Annotated in this window: 12 protein-coding genes; 6 read left to right on the top strand and 6 right to left on the bottom strand. The window is 47.4% G+C overall.

Annotated features, from left to right (window positions below; all coding sequences use genetic code 11):
• Positions 1-64 precede the first annotated feature (64 nt).
• The 5 genes from secD to SMSP2_RS12455 all read right to left on the bottom strand — a co-directional run bounded on the left by secD (position 65) and on the right by SMSP2_RS12455 (position 8138).
• Positions 65-3754 (bottom strand): protein translocase subunit SecD, encoded by a 3690-nt coding sequence (gene secD / locus SMSP2_RS12475; protein WP_146684374.1) that lies wholly within the window; start codon positions 3752-3754, stop codon positions 65-67.
• Positions 3755-3875: 121 nt separating this feature from the next.
• The gene (gene yajC, locus SMSP2_RS15050) at positions 3876-4295 is read right to left on the bottom strand and encodes a preprotein translocase subunit YajC (RefSeq protein WP_222566353.1); all 420 of its coding nucleotides are present in this window, start codon (positions 4293-4295) and stop codon (positions 3876-3878) included.
• Positions 4296-5121: 826 nt separating this feature from the next.
• Positions 5122-6249: a tRNA guanosine(34) transglycosylase Tgt gene (gene tgt, locus SMSP2_RS12465; protein ID WP_146684373.1), complete on the bottom strand. Its 1128-nt coding sequence runs from the start codon at positions 6247-6249 to the stop codon at positions 5122-5124.
• 247 nt (positions 6250-6496) lie between these two features.
• Positions 6497-7504, bottom strand: a complete 1008-nt coding sequence (locus SMSP2_RS12460) for a hypothetical protein (RefSeq protein WP_146684372.1) — start codon at positions 7502-7504, stop codon at positions 6497-6499.
• Between the two features lie 22 nt (positions 7505-7526).
• Positions 7527-8138 (bottom strand): RNA polymerase sigma factor, encoded by a 612-nt coding sequence (locus tag SMSP2_RS12455; protein WP_146684371.1) that lies wholly within the window; start codon positions 8136-8138, stop codon positions 7527-7529.
• Between the two features lie 482 nt (positions 8139-8620).
• On the opposite strand from SMSP2_RS12455, the gene SMSP2_RS12450 reads away from it, so the two are divergent.
• From SMSP2_RS12450 to SMSP2_RS12435, 4 genes are all read left to right on the top strand, one after another.
• On the top strand, positions 8621-10465 hold the full coding sequence (locus SMSP2_RS12450; protein WP_146684370.1) for a metallophosphoesterase family protein: 1845 nt from the start codon (positions 8621-8623) through the stop codon (positions 10463-10465).
• Positions 10466-10816: 351 nt separating this feature from the next.
• Positions 10817-11191, top strand: a complete 375-nt coding sequence (locus SMSP2_RS12445) for a pyridoxamine 5'-phosphate oxidase family protein (RefSeq protein ID WP_146684369.1) — start codon at positions 10817-10819, stop codon at positions 11189-11191.
• A gap of 242 nt (positions 11192-11433) precedes the next feature.
• Positions 11434-12321 (top strand): three-Cys-motif partner protein TcmP, encoded by an 888-nt coding sequence (tcmP, locus tag SMSP2_RS12440; protein WP_146684368.1) that lies wholly within the window; start codon positions 11434-11436, stop codon positions 12319-12321.
• On the top strand, positions 12314-13039 hold the full coding sequence (locus SMSP2_RS12435; protein ID WP_186804710.1) for a DUF5131 family protein: 726 nt from the start codon (positions 12314-12316) through the stop codon (positions 13037-13039). Before tcmP ends, SMSP2_RS12435 begins: the two co-directional genes overlap by 8 nt.
• A gap of 74 nt (positions 13040-13113) precedes the next feature.
• Here the strand turns inward: SMSP2_RS12435 and serA are convergent, their stop codons facing one another.
• Positions 13114-14700, bottom strand: a complete 1587-nt coding sequence (gene serA / locus SMSP2_RS12430) for a phosphoglycerate dehydrogenase (RefSeq protein WP_146684366.1) — start codon at positions 14698-14700, stop codon at positions 13114-13116.
• 285 nt (positions 14701-14985) lie between these two features.
• On the opposite strand from serA, the gene SMSP2_RS12425 reads away from it, so the two are divergent.
• Positions 14986-15660, top strand: coding sequence for a response regulator transcription factor (locus SMSP2_RS12425; RefSeq protein WP_222566352.1), 675 nt, complete (start codon positions 14986-14988; stop codon positions 15658-15660).
• A 380-nt stretch (positions 15661-16040) separates the two neighbouring features.
• Positions 16041-18131: a sensor histidine kinase gene (locus SMSP2_RS12420; RefSeq protein WP_146684364.1), complete on the top strand. Its 2091-nt coding sequence runs from the start codon at positions 16041-16043 to the stop codon at positions 18129-18131.
• Positions 18132-18337: the final 206 nt, after the last annotated feature.

The raw sequence follows: 18337 nt of genomic DNA, 5'->3' as shown, positions 1-18337 counted from the left end.
TAAAAAAAAGGCACCCCGATTTTACACGGAGTGCCTTTGGAAAATCAATTCTGTGTAACTGCTGTTATTTGGAATTCTTTTCAGGTGTTTTCGAAGTATTGCCCAGCAGCAGAATCGGTGCCGCGATAGCTATTGACGAGTAAGTACCGACAATGATACCAACCATCATCGCGAAGGTAAATCCGCGAAGCCCGACACCGCCGCCGATGTACATGATAACCACAACAAGCAGAGTGGTCAGCGATGTAAGCAGAGTACGGGAAATTGTCATGTTGATACTATCGCTTATGAGGTTGGCGCGGATAATGCCTCTGCGCCCTCTCTGCTCACGGATACGGTCGAAAACAACAATCGTATCGTTGAGCGAGTAACCGATGATTGTCAAGAACGCCGCGATCATCTGCAGGTCGATCTTGAAATCGCGAATACCAAGAGCCGCACCCAGCGGTGTCTCGGCGATATAGGTACAGGCAGTGACCGCACCAAGGGTGATGCAAACGTCATGCACAAGCGCCGCGATAGCCGCGAAACCAAAACGTGCCTCGCCAAAACGGATCCAGATATAACCGATAATCGCCAGCAGCGAAAGGATAATCGCTATGAGGGCTTTTGTCTTGGCCTCGGCACCGATAGACGGGTTGAACTGGGTAACTCTGGGAAGCGAGCTTTCCATGGAAGCGGCGGCGATGACTTTTTCTTTTTCGCCGGAGATATAGCTTGTCAGCTCGTTTTCGTCAAGCTCACGGTAACCCGCATCCGGATGAACACTGATATAATAGAACGAATCTAACATGCTCTCATCAGTGATTGGAGTTGCGTCTGTGTTGAGCAGGTCGTACTGATACCACGCCATCTCGTCAACATTTGACTTGAACCGGAGGCTGTTGAACCTGGCGGCGAGTTCTTTGCCGCTGACCTGCTTGTCAAGTTTGCACTCAATCAGCAGACCGCTGAAAAACTGCGCCAGCTCGGGTTTGTCCTCTACGAGAGCATCATCTATAATCTGCGCCTTGACAATCTCAGGGCTCAGGTCTCTCTGGCGTTTGAGCAGATCACCGAAGGTGTCAATAACCGCTTCGTTCACAATCTGCTCTACCTGCGGCTCGCCCGCGGCGTATTCAACGCCTTCAAAAGTATCAGCTATCAGCGTGTTCATTTCAGATTTGGGTATCTGGCTGGTATAAATACGCAGGGCGCCGTCCTCACGTGAAACCACATCAACATTGAGAATAGTAAGCTGCTCATTTTTGATAGTCTCGTTGATTTTAGCTGCCGCCATGTCGGCGGTCATCGAGGCATCAGAGAATTTGACATCTATATACGTCTTGTTTGTTTCGATCGTGTTGACCTCAAACTGATTGCCGCTCTCGCCTACGGTATAGACCCTGGCACTCATCAGCCCGCTGCTGCCGATCTCTTCGCCTTTTTGGCGTACCATCTTTTCGACATCAACACGGTCAAGCCCGGCATCTTCTACCAGATTGATCTGGAGGCTTGTACCGCCGGTAAACTCAATATCGTATTTATTGCTGCGTGTGTTGTCGCGGGTGAAGAAAACCGTAAGCCCGCCGATAACCAGAACCGCGGAAATAACAAAGAACACCTTGCGAAGCCCCATCCAGTTGACGGAAGGATTGCGGAGAATCGTAAGCATCTTAATCGAGTCTTTTATCATACCGGAAGCCATCATCCAGTTGAAGATTACGCGAGTAACAAAGAGTGCGGTAAACATACTCGATATGATACCGTACATAAGCACGATTGCGAAGCCCTTGATCTCTTCGGATGCAACCAGATAAAGGATAAGAGCTGTTATAAACGTCGTCGCGTTGGCATCGAGAATTGTCCTGAATGCCTTCTGGTAACCGTTGGCTATCGACATTTTCAGCGAAGTGCCGGATTTAAGCTCTTCACGGATACGCTCGAAGATAAGCACGTTCGCGTCAACCGCCATACCCATAGTCAGGATAAGACCGGCGATACCCGGCAGGGTAAACGTCGCACGTGAAAAGGCCATTACAGCCAGGATAAACAGGATGTTTAGAACCAGCGCCACAGAAGCTACAATACCGCCTGCCATGTAGTAAACGATCATGAACGCGGCAACGGCAACAAGGCCGATAAGCCCCGCCTTGATACCCTGGTCGCGGTATTCTTCACCGATGGTGGCACCGATGGTCTTCTCTGATATGGGAGCCTCGCTCAGACGCGCCGGCAGTGAGCCTGCGTTGAGCTTGTTTACCATGTCGCTCTGCTCGGTCTGCGAGAAACTGCCGGTAATGATACCCTGCGAGCGGATACCCGACTGGATATTCGGGGCAGAGATGGCAGTGTCATCAAGCAGGATACACAGGGCACGGTCAATATTGTTTGATGTGAGTTTGTAGAACAGGTTTGCGCCTGATTCGTTAAACATGAATCCGATAGCGCGCCGTCCGTACTGGTCAGTATCGGCCTTGGCTTTGGCGAGTTTCCAGCCGCCGCCGGCACCCTTGAGCATAGTTTCATCGGGGTCATTGCTGGCCAGCACATACCATTCATCGGCAAACTGTGATAAAACTGCTCCCTGATTGTTCCAGTTGTTATAGTCCTCGATCCTGAACCAGGCGAACTTATCATCTGAAGCAAGTTTCGGGCCCTGTTTCTGGAGCTGATCGATATACGACTTCGCCTGATATTCTGCGAGTGTGCCGTCGCCGGGGTAGGGAAGAATCCGGAACTCAAGAACACCGGCACCGCGGAGCATTCTCTTGAGGTCTTCGGGATCATCAAGCCTGCCGCGAACGTTTTTATAGACATCGAACTTTTCGATAAAATTGTCGATCTCGTCGCTGCGTGCAGGAAAACGTTCTTTGAGTTCGGCAATATGTTCGTTGCGGCTTGCAGTTTCTATTTTCTTTTCGAAAGCCTCGACGTTGATATTCAGGTCGGCTATTTTGGAAACCGCCTGGTCAAAGGTAGTGTTGAGGCCGTTTTCGCCTGTGAGCGAGTTAACGGCATCTGCCCACTTCTCGTGCGCAGACATATATGAGAGAATGAGGTTTTTCTTCTGGGCGTTCTGGGCCTTCTGCTCCTCTGTGAGCTCGGCTTCCTCGCCTTCGGGGTTGACGAACTTATCAATCGCCTCGGAAAGCTCATCGGCTTCCATCTCAACCCAGCTTGTAAGTCTATACTCGAGAACACGCTCATTAACATTAAGCTCGGCGAGCTTACCGGCGATTTCACTTTTCCGGGCGTCTGCCTGGTCGCGTTCTTCGCGTGCCGCTTCACGTGCGTCGTACGCGGCGGCGAGCTCATCGAGAACGGCCTTCTTCTCATCTGTGTTGCCAAGCTCGGCAAGCATCTGCGCCCTCTTTTCCGGTGTTTCGCGCAGAGCCCGTATAACAGAGGCTATATTGATATTTCCGCTTTCCAGCGCATCTACCGCCTCGCGGTAATCCTGGCGAAGTTTACGAGTCGCCTCGGATGCCAGCGGAAGCTGTATCTCGATACGCGTATCGCCCTGCGGGCGGATAATAAGGTTGGAAACGCCGTTGGGATCGATACGGCGGCTTATGATAGGCACCATGTTCGCGGCAAGGCCGTTGATCTCGCTCTTGCTCATGCCTTCCGTATCGATCTGATACACCAGCGATGAGCCGCCGGCAAGGTCAAGACCGGGCTTGAGCTTTTCACGGGGCGGATAAACCATCAATACCGCAAGGATCACTACGGCTATAATAAGTATTCTCTTCCAAGCATCATTTGTTTTCATAACATATTCCGTAATTAGAGTAATATACTGCTAAAAGCCGGGTTTAAGATAAACTCAACCGGAGGCAGCTTTTAGATTTCATCTGTGTAAACACTGTTAAGCCTGCTCGGCCTCGCAGCGGTTATACCTTCCTGGAGATAGCCGCTTTGGCCATCTTGATTTTGGTATTGTTTGACTCATCAACTTTCAGGGTTACCTCATCATCGGTTATATCAAGGATAATCCCGTACATGCCGCCGATTGTAACAACACGGTCGTTCTTGGCAAGACTGCTTCGCATCTTCTGCTGTTCTTTCTGCTGTTTACGCGGGCCGCGGAACAGAATGAAGTACATAACCACAAAAAGCAGAACCGGAAGTGCCAGAGACATCGGGTTAAACGGCTTCTGCTCAGGTGTGCCCTGAGACTCAACGTCACCCTGGGGTGAACCGTTGGCCGCGGCGCTTACCTGGTTTTGTGCCTCGCCGGCAACCTCTGCTGTTACTACATCGCCTTCTTCGGCGAGTATCGCTGCTGATATCAAACTATAAATTTCTGTCATCTTTAAAAATCCTCTGTATTTAAACTATTCTTATTTCTTATATCGCAAATTGCAAATACTATACTGTATAATTATTTTTAAAACCATCCCGATTTAACGGGAATCTATAACACTTAACTTTTAAACTCATCGTAGGTCGGGCTTCCAGCCCGACACAAATTAAATTCCCCTCTTTAGAGAGGTGCCCGAAAGACGGGGTTTTTGCACGCTAAAGCGTGTACTCTTACTAAGTAGGTCAACCGTCCTCGGTTGACATTAAAACGGCAAGCGGGGACGCTTGCCCTACATAAATCGTAACTTTTAAAATTATTAGACAGGATTTACAAGATAGACAAGATTAATTTTTTTTTACCATAAAGTTATTGAAGAAATTGAAGTTTGTATTATATCTTTTCTTCATGTCCTTCATGCTCTTCATGGTAAATTCAAATCCTGTAAATCATGTCTATCTGATTACTTTTAGCTATTAACTTTTTAACTCATCGTAGGTCGGGCTTCCAGCCCGACACAAATCAAATTACCCTCTCACAGAGGGGTGCCCGAAAGACGGGGTGTTTTGCACGTTAAAGCGTGTACTCTTACTAAGTAGCTCAACCGTCCTCGGTTGACATTGAAACGGCAAGCGGGGACGCTTGCCCTACATAACTATTAATTTTTTATTAACCATGAAGTTATTGAAGAAATTGAAGTTTGTATTATATCCTTTCTTCATGTCCTTCATGCTCTTCATGGTAAATCCAAATCTTGTTAATCATGTCTATTTGATTACTTTTAGCTATTAACTTTTTAAACTGAGCAAATTCGTGAATTTGCTCTACGCTGCCGCCTATCTGACATATCCGCACGCGGCATATTTTTTCAGCTTTTCTTCAGACCATTCTGAAAACGTGTTATTGTCTATATTTTTATGTATTTTGTCCATAATTCTTTGTAAAAAAGTTATATTATGTATAGAAACCAGTGTCGGGCCGAGCATTTCCCCCACATTAAAGAAGTGGCGAAGCGTGCCGCGGCTGAAATTTCGGCAGCAGTAACAGCCGCACCCCTCCTCGAGCGGCCTGATATCCGTGGTATAGACGCTGTTCCGCAGTTTTATCGGACCTTCCTCGGTAAACGCCGAGGCGTTGCGGCCGTTTCGCGTCGGCAGAACACAATCGAACATGTCAATCCCCTCCCTCACGCCGGCGATAAGGTCTGCCGGCATACCAACGCCCATCAAATACCGCGGTTTATCCTCCGGCAGGTGCCGCACCGTGTGCGCGGTTGTACGTATCATATTGTCAAAGCCCTCGCCGACACTCAGCCCGCCCATAGCATACCCGGGAAAGCCGATTTCAACGAGTTTGTCGGCACAATACGAGCGTAATTCAAGGTCAATCCCGCCCTGGACAATGGCAAACAGAAGCTGTAAGTCATTTTTGTGGCTGTCTTTGCATATTTTAGCCCAGCGGATGCTCCTCTCTGTCGCGCTGACAAGCCGCTCACGCTCACACGGATACGGCGCACACTCATCGAACGCCATGATGATATCAGCTCCAAGCCGGTTCTGGGCATCCGTGGCAATCGCCGGATCGAGGTATATCCGCTGTCCGTCGATATGGCTGGCAAACTCCACGCCGTCATCGCCGATCCGGTTTAGCGTGCTCAGTGAAAACACCTGATAGCCGCCGCTGTCAGTGAGTATCGGAGCGTCCCACGCCATGAGTTTGTGGAGGCCGCCGAGCTGCTCGACAACATCAATCCCCGGCCGCAGATACATGTGATACGTATTGGCAAGAATTATCTGAGAGCCGATATCTTTGACCATCTCGGGAGTAAGCCCCTTAACCGAGCCGCGAGTGCCGACGGGCATAAACACCGGCGTGCGGATATCTCCGTGGCCGGTTGTCAATAAACCCTTGCGGGCATTGCTTTTAGCGTCTTTGCATAATATTTCGAATTTACCGATACTCAATTATAACCTCAAGATAAGCACCCCGCGGCCGACTTTCGGACCGGAGGGCAAAATATTTTAAAGAGTGTCCCCGGAAAAACACCCCTGTTACCTGTTTTCAGATGCCTTTTATATGGATTTTGGCGTTTTTCTCAAGCTAAATATTAAATAGACATATTCCCAGAGTGTTAGGTTTTTGGATAAAACAGAAAAAGCCGCCTTTTTACGGGCGGCTTTAACTTTATATAGGAGGTTTGTTATGAGTATCTTATGGTGCCAGGAACACATCAGCGGTGCAAAGCGAGGTTTCGTTGCCCTGATATGTTGATATATCTTGGAGTGTGTAAATATCGTCCTGATATAGAGTTCTGCCTGATATGAAGTCCACGCTTCCATCAGAGAACATGACATTTTGACCTTGTGAGTTATGGTTTTTGCTCAACGCTGTCCTGTGTGCCTCTGTAAGATGGAGCTTGAGAAATTTTTCCTGGATATCGGGTTTTAGCTTTGATGCAAAATCGAATATCGGGTTAGTATCTGCCGCGATGGCCGTTCTGGTCTGCAGAGATGCTTTGGCGTTTTCAGGGGTAACTATCATAAAGCTGTAGTTTACATGTTTTCTGGTCGGGAAATCACGAAGAGAAGCCATTTGAACCTTGCCGCACGGAGACACTGAGCAGTCTCTGCCCGGACACCTGAAAGATTCCGGGGTAATATATCCGTGTTTGACCAGCAGCCAATAGTTGCGGGTGTTTGAGCTGTACTCATCGCTCTGGCTGCCGACTTTCCACCAGGGCGAGCCCGGTTTGTGTTCAACAGAGGGGAAGATATTGGCGTTGGCATTGCTGTAAGAGCTGATCGCCCGAGATATCCCAGCCAGGTTTGACTGGCAGCCAATCTTGGCGGCTATCATGCGCATCTTACCCGTCGCCGGCAGAAAACACGCCGCGGCAACGAAGCATACAAAGATAACCGCTGCCGCCCTGACAAATCCAGAGTGGAAAAACCTGTAAAAGATGGAATTCTTTTCGGGACCGGGTACCTGATCAACATTATGTCGGCTTACAAATACCAGTGTCTTTTCAAGAAGCTCTTGCGGGCACTCAACATGCTCTTCGAGCTCTGATGAGAGCGGGTAGAGATTATCAGATATGGCTTTGTAGAGCTCATACGCCAGGGGAGATTCCTGGAGAACTCTTTCTGTTTCTTTTAACTTGTTTTCATCACAGGATTTAAAGTAATAGTCAAAGACGTCCTGCTGCAATTCAATGCTCATTTTTTTTCTGTTCGTTTCAAGCTCACTCATTGCTGTCTTTGTCCATATATGTATTTTTCCACTTTTTAACAAAATATCCAACTGCAGAATGCAATCTGCTTTTTACAGTACCTATAGGTATACTAAGTATGTCTGCCATTTGTTTGTAAGAAAATTGCTTAAAATATGCCAAAATTATTATTTCTTTTAAATTATCCGGCATATTATCCACAATTTCCCGCACGTTGGCCTTTTTTTCCTCGTCTGAAGCGAGCTTATCGGGAGTGATATTGCTCGAGACAATACTGTTGAGGGTGTCGTCAAAGGTCATATCAGCGGAATCGGATATTTTATTTATGGATACGGTGCTTTCCCGTTTTCTCTTTCTCAGGGTATCGCGGGCCTTGTTGGCGGCAATGGTGAAAAGCCACGGCCGGACAGAACGGCTCGGGTCAAAATTTTCCCTGCTCAGGTAAAACTGCATAAAGGTATCCTGAAAGGCGTCTTCGACCAGGTCCTGGCTGGGAAGATATCTGCGCAGAAACCCGTACAGGGCGTTTTTGTGGATCTTGACCAGTTTCTCAAAAGCGTCCTGATCACCCTTTACGAATCGCCGGGCCAGTTCCTGTTCGAAATTATCTTTTGTTTTTGTCATTTTACCTTTTTATATATAAACAATGCAAGCCAAGACTTATAAAAAAAGGAATATCATAATACCCCTTTCTTAAAGCAGGCTCATTGCACTAAATCTCATTGATGTCGATAAACTATATTAAACCTCAAACATTATTATATATTATGAAAGAGTTTATTACAAAGAAAATTTATTGCCCCACGGCAGCGCGAGAGTTTTTACCCGGAACAAAAAATCTTGCGATAATGACCAATCTTCCAATCAGGGCTCAAATAGGCACTGCGGCCGTTGAAACACCGGCATTAAAACAGCTTGACAGATCATCTCCAGACATTATAATGTTACATTGTAAAAATAACATATTGTTCCAGTTAAGTTAATCTTAAAACTTAAAATCTTTTCTATAAAAGGATTACGCAAAGACTGTTTTAAGATAGAATGATTTATCTGCAAACAATAAGCCGGTATTTATATTTACAATTACTTTTTAAGAGGCCCAGACCATGAAAATATCTAATATTTTTTTGCTGTTGACTGTTGTACTGATCACCTTTTCTGCAAACATCTCGGCACAGGAGCAGAGGCCCCTCGGCATTGATCCGGAATGGGACGGAATAACAAACCCCTGGCCGGAGCTCAAAGAAATACCGGAGAAGTTCACTTTTGCAATTATTGCTGATTCGCAGGTGAGCCATGCCGACCCGGGCAATTCAGATCTGGCCCTGAACGCAAACTACGCTCTCTCGACTACTATAGAAGAGATTAACAAAGACCCCCGGGATATAAAGTTCATAATTCATCTCGGTGATATTGTAAACGTGCCCGACAATAAAAGCCTGGACAACTGGGAAGAGAGGATCAGCCCGTACACCAAGGGCCGCCACATCATAAACCACGGCAACCACGACACTTCCCCTCCATACACTCTATTCCGCGATTACCAGGAACAGGTTAACGGCATCCGCAGTGTGTATTATTCGTTTGATGTGGGCAAATGGCACTTCGTCTCGCTGCCTGCAAATATTGAATTCGGCAACTATGACCGTCTTGAGGTGGTTAAGCCGATGATGGAATGGTTCCGCAAGGACCTGGCAGCGAACAAGGACAAACCGACAATCGTTCTGGTACACATCCATTTCATGCCGATGGGGTTGAGCCAGCTTGAGTGGTACACACATTCGGCAGAGCTCAAGCACGACCTGCTTGAGGCAATGAGCGAACATGGAAATGTCAAGTGGTTTTTTAACGGCCACGTCCATAACGGCATAAAAGTTTCCGAGAAAACCGCCTGGAGATATAAAGGCATAAACTTTGTTACTATCCCCAGCGGCACTTCACCCAGACCCTTCGGCGAGGAATACCCTGAATACGAAAAAGGGCTCAACGCAGGGGGTTACTACTCTATAGTAGAGGTGGACGGCGAGGATATAACACTAAAAGCCAGACTTGTGGATGTTGACAAAGAATTTGTCTACCCAGATACCTTCCAGGAGTTTACGCATGACATTGAGCCGCGTCTCTTTTCGCCGATAGTAAATCTGCCGGCAAAACCGCAGCTTGAAAACGGCAGTTTTGAAGATTGCCTTAAGAGTTGGTACACGCCCTACCGCTACAACTGCGACGAGGAAACCGGCTACCATAATGAATGGCGGATGAAATGGAAAACCGACGGGCTTTACTCAGGTTATGTCTATACAATTCCGATGGGTAAAAACTGGCTGCAGGACGAGTATAACGAATTTTACCAGATAATAGAGTCTCCCGGCGATAACCCGATACTTAAAGGCAGCTACCGTATAGAAGAAGAGCCCGAGCTGGGCGGCGGCTATTACAGCCTGATGGCGATCGGCGGCCCCGAAGACGATGGCGAGCTGAAGTTCTTCATGCAGTTTGATTGGGGCAGGGAAATTGCCAAATACTATAGTGATTACTACCCAAGAGCCGTGGGGTACCACACAACCGGCAGTGTCAGCAGCTGGCTGCATCTTCAGCAATTGGGCAGAAAAAAACAGGGATTGTATTTCAACCTGCCCCGGCAAGCCAAAACATGGCACCAGATAACCGCCAACGTGGCTGAACTATATGATGATGCAATCGGAAAACCAGGCGCATACGCCAAACTCGGCGTAAACCGTTTTGTACTCTCGTGCGGCACTTGGAGCGTCAAGGATGTTGAGCTGGGCAGCGGGGCATATTTTGACGGGATCAGTTTCAAAGACGGCAGTAAAAACATGCCTTCGGAGATTGACGGCGAACCATTAAAGACAGACGAAACAACTTTTCAGACGGTCTTTGGCCAGTGGCTTGACGATACTGTAAACAAAAGACCCGTCCGCCCGATAGAATAAAACCGCAAGGCAGCAGAACCGAGAGGTTTAGCTGCGATTATATGCCGCAATAATTGTAATAAGTCCTTTAAGAACTGATAGAGATAAAAAACTGATTATATAACTCTTCTGTTTTATTCCATAGTCTGGCTGCTATTACCTTATATATCTTCATTGATATTGCCAGTGGCGAGAAAAAATATGTTTCAGGTTGATTTATATATAATATATCTGTAGTATATTTATAGGTAATGTGTTTGACATACACAGATGATATGCCCGCACCGAGTTGCGCGGCGTAATCACTGAAGCGTAAACGCCTGCCCTTGTTATCTTTAATTCAAAAGTTTTAGTTTATTAGTAAGGTAAATCATGGCAAAACTACCAGAAGAAGTAAAATCCGCTATTGAAAAACAGGATGTCATACCGGTTGCAACCAGCGACCAGGATTGCATGCCCAATGTTGTTTACATCGCCTACCTGAAGGTCATGGACGATGAAACCATTCTTATTGCCGACAACTACCTCGACAAAACCCGCAAAAATATATTGAGCAACGGAAATATATCGTTTGTTGTCCACGATGATGATAAGGGTTCCTACCAGATAAAAGGAAAGGCCCAGAGATTCACAGAGGGTGAAATGTTCGAGGAAGTAAAAAAATGGGTCTCGGACAAGCTGCCCAAAGAGGCGGCCGTTGTGATGAAAGTCGAGAAGGTTTATAACGGCGCAAAATGGATTTCGTAGCCAGGCAGGGAATTTCGCGCATCGACTGATCAAAAAACGACTTATACTGTTTCAAACACACTGAAGTGTGAACATAAGATTATAACAGCAAACCGTCCATCGGGGTCATTCAATATTGCGCATTTTCAATTGACATTATGCATATCATATGATAAAGTCAAATCTACAATAAGCTAAGATGTCTTTAAAGATGATCACTGCGGTTAAGAGTGTGGTTATTGCATTATCGAAAGGGCGCAAACATGGTTAACAATTCATGGGGAGGAGATTGGACAGAACAAAAGTTAGAGGCTTTCGTAAAATATGTTAATGCTTATCTAACAATACTTAACCATAATAAAACCAAATATAACTGGGAAACTATATATTTTGACGGATTTGCCGGTAGTGGTGAAAGAGGTCAAAAAGACGAGACATTTAGGGCTGACTTATTTTTTTCAGCTACTAATGAAGAAGAAAATTTATACCAAAGTGCTGCAGAAAGAATTTTAAGTTTAGAACAGTTATTTGACTGGTATTATTTTATTGACTTAAACAAAAATGCTATCGAACAACTACAGTCCCGGCTTTCAGGAATAAACAATATTGAACCAAAGCGATTGCAATTTCGTTCAGGAGATTGTAACAAATTTCTATTAGAATTAGCGGATATAATGAAAACATCAAATAAATATGCTGCATTGGTGCTTCTTGACCCGTTTGGGATGCAAATTAACTGGAAATCTATAGAAAAACTCAAGAATACCAGAACAGACCTTTGGATACTTGTACCTACAGGTGTAATAGTAAATCGATTGCTTGATAGGGAAGGTAAATTACTTCATTTAGAGAAGCTGATCTCTTTCTTTGGTTTGACTGAACAGGAAATTCGCGAGGAGTTTTATCATACATTCCGCCACTCTACTCTTTTTGAAGATGAAATTGAAGTAACATCTAAAGTTGACAAACCTATAAATAAAATCATAAATCTATACATCAGAAGACTTAAAGAAATTTTCACATATGTAACTAAATCTCCTTTGGTTTTAAGGAATTCAAAAAATGTACCTTTGTTCCATTTTGCATTTGCTTCAAACAACCAAACCGGATTAAAGATTGCAAAAGATATCATAGGTAAAGATAATGGCTAATACAAAAATAGAATGGACAGAATCGACATGGAATCCGGTTACCGGCTGCACTAAGATCAGTGCCGGATGTGCTAACTGTTATGCTGAACGGATGGCCAGGCGACTTCAGGCAATGGGACAGGCTAACTATGTAAATGGTTTTCAAGTAACTTTACACCCTCATGTTTTAGAGAATCCATTGAAATGGAAAAAGCCTCAGGTAATTTTTGTTAATTCAATGAGTGATCTTTTCCATGAAGATATTCCTTTGGATTATATTCGTGAAGTTTTCAATGTTATGTACCATGCAAACTGGCATACATTCCAGGTACTCACTAAACGTTCCCGACGGCTGGCAGAGCTTGCACCACTTTTAAACTGGCCTGATAATGTTTGGATGGGGGTTACAGTTGAAAACGCTGATTGCGCATACCGAATTGATGATTTGCGAAATGTCCCTTCTGCGGTTCGCTTTCTGTCGATGGAACCGCTTCTTTCCTCTGTAGGAAATATGAATCTTGATAATATTAACTGGGTCATTGTAGGTGGAGAATCCGGCCCGGGGGCCAGACCAATCGAGAAGGAATGGGTCTATGATATCAAGCAGCAATGTACAGAAGCCGCTGTGCCCTTCTTTTTCAAGCAATGGGGCGGTGTAAACAAAAAGAAGACTGGTCGCAAGCTCAATGGGCAGGTTTACGACGAAATGCCTCTTATAACTTCATCGGCTTTTGTATAAACCTCACAGTAAAAACGGCCCGGGGCAGTTTGTGCCGGCCGGGCCGTTGGGCTTTAAATGTTAGTTCGGCTTTATCAGCAGAGGTCACAGGTGTAGAGCTCGTTAACAAAGTCGAGCTTTTTCATCTGTGCGATTGCTTCTTCACCGGGTTTTTTGTCGAGGCTTACGGCAAGAACTGCTGTTCCGTCTGTTTTCTGGCCGACACCCATTGTGCAGATGTTTACGCCGTGCTGTCCGCAGACGGTGCCAACCGAGCCGATAACGCCGGGTTTGTCGTCGTTAAAGATGACCATAACCGGGCCCTCGGGCGAGAATTCAACCATATAACCATCAATGGAGACGATCCTGGCCACGCCCTCGGAATAGACCGTGCCGGTAATGCTGCGAGTACCCTTGTCTGTGGCGACCTGTGCGGTGAAGCTCGATGCGATGTCTTTCGAATCGGCATTCTTGAGCTCGTCAATCGTTATGCCGCGTTCTTTTGCCAGCAGCCCAACGTTTACGATGTTAACCGGCACATCGAGATTGGCCTGCAGCAGCCCGATAGAGAAGGCTGTTGTAACGGCTGATATATCTTTTTCGGCGATAGAGCCGCGATAATCAACCTGAACGCTTTTGACCGGGCCGACAATCGTAGCCGCCATCAGCCTGCCGATTTTCTGTGCCAGCTCGGCGTAACCAGTAACTACCTTTGGAGTAGCAGCGCCGACGGCCGGTGCGTTGAGTGCGTTGCGGATAGGTCCGCCCTTGATCGCGTCTGCGATGATCTGGGCGGCCTCTACGGCGACCTCTATCTGCGCCTCTTCGGTACTGGCACCTAAGTGAGGCGTTACAAGGCAGTTATCGTGTTTAGTAAAGCCGGTTTCTGTTGGGGGCTCTTTGGGGAATACGTCCAGTGCGGCACCTGCGATTTCTCCGGCTTCGAGTGCGGCATAGAGGTCTGGCTCATTGATGATGCCGCCGCGGGCACAGTTGACTATGCGGGCGGTGGGTTTCATCATCTTGAACTGCTCGGCACCGATCATATTCGTGGTCTGCTCGTTGCGGGGAATATGCAGACTGATATAGTCTGCCGTTTTGTATATTTCGTTTAGATCAGTAACTACCTGCACGCCCATTTCTTTTGCCTTTTCGGGCACGGCAAACGGGTCATAGCCCATGATCTTCATGTCAAAACCAAGTGCCATCTTGACGACGGACATTCCTATACGCCCCATGCCTATAACGCCTAAGGTCTTGCCGCAAAGCTGGTTACCGGTATATTTCTTGCGATCCCACGCGCCTGCCTTGAGGCTGTTGCACGCAGGCACAACGTTACGCGAGAGCGAAAGCATCAAAGCCATTGTGTGCTCGGCGGCGCTTGTCGTGTTTCCGCCGGGGGTGTTCATGACGATTACGCCCTTGCGCGTCGCCTCGGGGATGTTGATATTGTCAACACCGACGCCGGCACGGGCTACCGCCTTTAGTTTTGTCGCCGCGGCAAGCACTTTCTCGCTGACGGTGGTGGCGCTGCGAATAATAAGCCCGTCATATTCGCCGATTATTTCACAAAGCTCATCTTCCGAAAGTCCTGTGTTTACAACCGGTTCCACACCGTCGATGGAATTGAGTATATCAACGCCTTCCTGGGCAAGTTTGTCTGAAATCAGAATTTTATACATAGTCAGTTCTCCAAAAATAAAATATTTTCGTTTATCACCTTACAAAGTGCGCATTATAAACGAAAAAAACGGTATATCCATAGAAAAATTAACGTTATAGCCGTAAAATCGGTTTTGCTGAGCCCGTTTGAGTCCCGGCGTATCGGGAAGTGAATCTTTTGAATATGAGATTTGAAATTATAGGTTTAACAGATACACGGCCGAAAATAAAGGTTTTACAAATTTTTTACAAACGAATCCGGCTTTAGGGCATATAATACATATATTATGGATAGAACGGTACATGTGTTAATAGTAGAAGACGAGGAGAAGATCAGGCAGGCTTTGTGTGATTTCCTCGAGTTCAAGGGCTTCGCTGTCGCCGCGGCTGCCGACGGTATCGAGGCGAGGGCGGCTGTCGAAGCAGAGCGGTTTGATGTTATCCTGCTGGATCTGATGCTGCCAAAGGTCAGCGGCGAGCAGCTATGCGCGATGTGGCGAAAACAGGATATCCAGACCCCGATCATCATGCTGACCGCCAAAGGCCGGGAAAAAGACAAGGTCGCAGGGCTCAATTCCGGAGCCGATGACTATATCACCAAACCGTTTTCGCTCGAGGAGCTTCTGGCAAGGGTTAACGCGGTTCTCCGCCGCACCGATCCGGCACGTGCCGTGGGGCGGGCGTTTTCGTTCGGCGGCTGGGATGTCGATACCGCAGCGCTGCGCATCAGCAGGGATGGGCGCGGGCAGACGATAACCTCACGTGAGGCATCGATGATACAGTATTTCGCCGCCAACCCCGGGCGGGTTGTCAGCCGCGAGGAGCTGTACCGTCAGGTCTGGGACGACGACATGACCGGCGTGGAAACTCGGACAACCGATATGCATATAGCCAAACTCCGCGGTAAGATCGAAACCGACCCCGCCTCGCCGCAGATTATCGTAACAGTTCGCGGCGCGGGATATATGTATGTTGATTGAGAATCAGACAATATTGTAGAGAAAATTCACGAATTTTCTCAATTTGAGATTTCAGATTTGAGATAAATAAAATAGACATGATTTACAGGATTTGAATTTACCATGAAGAACATGAAGGACATGAAGAAAAGATATAATAAAAACTTCAATTTCTTCAATAGCTTCATGGTTAATAAAAAATTAATCTTGTCTATCTTGTAAATCCTGTCTAATAGAATTAAAAAGTTAAGATTTAAGTAGGGCAAGCGTCCCCGCTTGCCGTTTCAATGTCAACCGAGGACGGTTGACCTACTTAGTGTCGGGCTGAAAGCCCGACCTACGAAGAACCAAAAAAATAACAGAAAAATATAATCTGCGGATTTCCTTAATTCCTGATTAAAATGTATAAACGATTAACAATACTTGCGATAATAATACTCGGCTCGGCCTGCGGGCTGGCACTGCTTGGCCGTCATGCCATAATCAAATGGGCGGACGGGCTTGCCGGCAGCAGATACGGTGAGTTCACCGCCGTCGCCGAGCAGATCCGCCTTGATGTGCGGCAGAAGATTCGTGAATTCATCGACGCCGAACAGCAGCGGCCCTACAGCGATTATCAGTACGCCTATGTGCCTGAGAATCTCGCGCCTGATCAGCAGGAAATGCCGCTGCTTCGCTCACCGCTGGCGGATAAGTTCAACAACGGGCTTGCCGGCGGTTACTTCCAGATCGAATCGGACGGCACGGTTATTACTCCGTACCTGCCGGCGGGCGAGCAGCAAAAACCGCAGGCTAAACAGAGCCAGATTTACACGTATATTCAGAAAATTAAGAGCAATCTTCTGGGACGGCTCAATTCTGATGAAGGTGTTTTTTTCAGCCGCCCGGACGTTGAGCTTGAAGACCCGCACGCACGATTTAGCTATCGCTTTGATGTATATTCCTCCGGCGGTGAAACCGACGGGCAAAAAAGCGATCGGCAGCAAAGTTTAAGCGAGGACAGGACACAGCAGTTATCACTCGAGGTGTTTAGTCCGGAAAAACAGCAGGCCAAGGTGATTGCGCAAAAGCGGTCGGTGGTAACCTCTAACCGGGCGCAGGTTGACTCAATTTCCGACACAGACCGACCTGCCGCGGCCAAGATGAAAACTGCATCCGCACGGTCTGCGGACATGTTCAGTGCGGCGGCAGAGAGCCGGACAGACAGCGAGAAAAAGTCTGAAACCTCAAGCGAAGAGATTAAAAGCTCCGCACTTGCCAAAGCCCCCGAAACAGCCGCTGCCCGAAGCAGGCTTTACTACGAAAAGGATGAGACCGGAGAAGACACCGAAGCAGTGAAGGATATTGCCCAGCCGGCGGCCGCCGCCGCCAGGGAGGAAACCGTTCAGATCCGCATTGAGCCTTTTGTTCCTGTTTTTATTGAGGACAAAACCGACAGCGGATCCATCTTTAACGGCAGCGTGTTTATGCTCCGCCACATTACTATCGAGGATAAGCATTTCATGCAGGGTTTCAGGCTCAATGAAAATGAGCTGCTTGAGCTGATGCGAAATTCCGCCCGGAGGTTTATCCGCAGCGGAATGAGATTCGAGGTTGACAGCGCCCGCATCAGCGAAGCGACACTCAGCGCTGTGCTGGACTTTGAGTTTGGCGGCATGGTGATAAATCTCTTTGAGACTGACCCGCTGCGGCTGGGTCGGCAGGTGTCCCAGATGAAACGCTGGTACGCCGGGATTATTGCCGTTGTCATGCTGGCGGTTGGGTATGCCATGTTCAGTGTGTGGAAAAACATGCACGCGCAGCTTCAGCTGGCAAAGAAAAAAGACGACTTTATCTCCGCGGTATCGCACGAGCTCCGCACGCCGCTGACTTCGATACGGATGTACTCGGAGATGCTCGAAAACGGCTGGGTAAGCTCGCCGCAAAAAACCAAAGATTATTACCGCAACATGCGTACCGAGAGCGAGCGGCTCAGCCGGCTTGTGGACAATGTGCTGGACTTTTCACGAATCCAGAAAGGCCGCAAGGAATACGCGTTTGCCGCGGGAAATATAAACGACTGTGTCGGTGCCGCTGTCAATACGATCCGGCCGTATGCGGTTGAGAACGGCTTTGAGCTTAGATTCGAGCCCGGCGAAATCGATGAAACAAAATTCGATTCAGACGCGGTTACGCAGATATTGGTGAACCTGATTGACAACGCGATTAAATATGCCCGCAACGCTGATGATAAAACGATAATCATCCGCACCCTGCCAAAAGGCGGCTCGGTCTTTATCGAGGTAGAAGACCGCGGCCCGGGAATTCCGCACAGCCGAAGGAAAAAAATATTCGAAGAGTTCTACCGGCTCGAAGATGAGTCAACCCGTGAGACAACCGGCAGCGGCCTGGGCCTGGCGCTGGTACGGAAATTCGCCCAGGCGCACGGCGGCTTCGTTGATTTCCAGAACATAAAACCTACGGGCGTAGTGTTCAGGGTGTGCCTGAAATAAACGGAAAAGAAAAGGCCAACAACAACGGTTTTTTTTAGACAGGAATGTATTTCGACCATGAAGTTATTGAAGGGATTGAAGTTTTATTATACTTCTCTTTCTCAATTCCCCTCTTTTAGAGGGGTGACCGAAAGACGGGGTGTTTTGCACGCTGAAGCGTGTACTCTTACTAAGTAGGTCAACCGTCCTCGGTTGACATTGAAACG

This window comes from Limihaloglobus sulfuriphilus (assembly GCF_001999965.1).
Taxonomy (GTDB): domain Bacteria; phylum Planctomycetota; class Phycisphaerae; order Sedimentisphaerales; family Sedimentisphaeraceae; genus Limihaloglobus; species Limihaloglobus sulfuriphilus.
The sequence above is the reverse complement of the archived record's forward strand: the minus strand, read 5'-3'. Positions and strand labels throughout refer to the sequence as shown.

Excerpts from the sequence above, each read along its gene's own strand:
- secD (WP_146684374.1), bottom strand. The coding sequence starts at position 3,754 with ATGAAAACAAATGATGCTTGGAAGAGAATACTTATTATAGCCGTAGTG.
- yajC (WP_222566353.1), bottom strand. The coding sequence starts at position 4,295 with ATGACAGAAATTTATAGTTTGATATCAGCAGCGATACTCGCCGAAGAA.
- SMSP2_RS12460 (WP_146684372.1), bottom strand. The coding sequence starts at position 7,504 with ATGAGCATTGAATTGCAGCAGGACGTCTTTGACTATTACTTTAAATCC.
- SMSP2_RS12455 (WP_146684371.1), bottom strand. The coding sequence starts at position 8,138 with ATGACAAAAACAAAAGATAATTTCGAACAGGAACTGGCCCGGCGATTC.
- SMSP2_RS12450 (WP_146684370.1), top strand. The coding sequence starts at position 8,621 with ATGAAAATATCTAATATTTTTTTGCTGTTGACTGTTGTACTGATCACC.
- SMSP2_RS12445 (WP_146684369.1), top strand. The coding sequence starts at position 10,817 with ATGGCAAAACTACCAGAAGAAGTAAAATCCGCTATTGAAAAACAGGAT.
- tcmP (WP_146684368.1), top strand. The coding sequence starts at position 11,434 with ATGGTTAACAATTCATGGGGAGGAGATTGGACAGAACAAAAGTTAGAG.
- SMSP2_RS12435 (WP_186804710.1), top strand. The coding sequence starts at position 12,314 with ATGGCTAATACAAAAATAGAATGGACAGAATCGACATGGAATCCGGTT.
- serA (WP_146684366.1), bottom strand. The coding sequence starts at position 14,700 with ATGTATAAAATTCTGATTTCAGACAAACTTGCCCAGGAAGGCGTTGAT.
- SMSP2_RS12420 (WP_146684364.1), top strand. The coding sequence starts at position 16,041 with ATGTATAAACGATTAACAATACTTGCGATAATAATACTCGGCTCGGCC.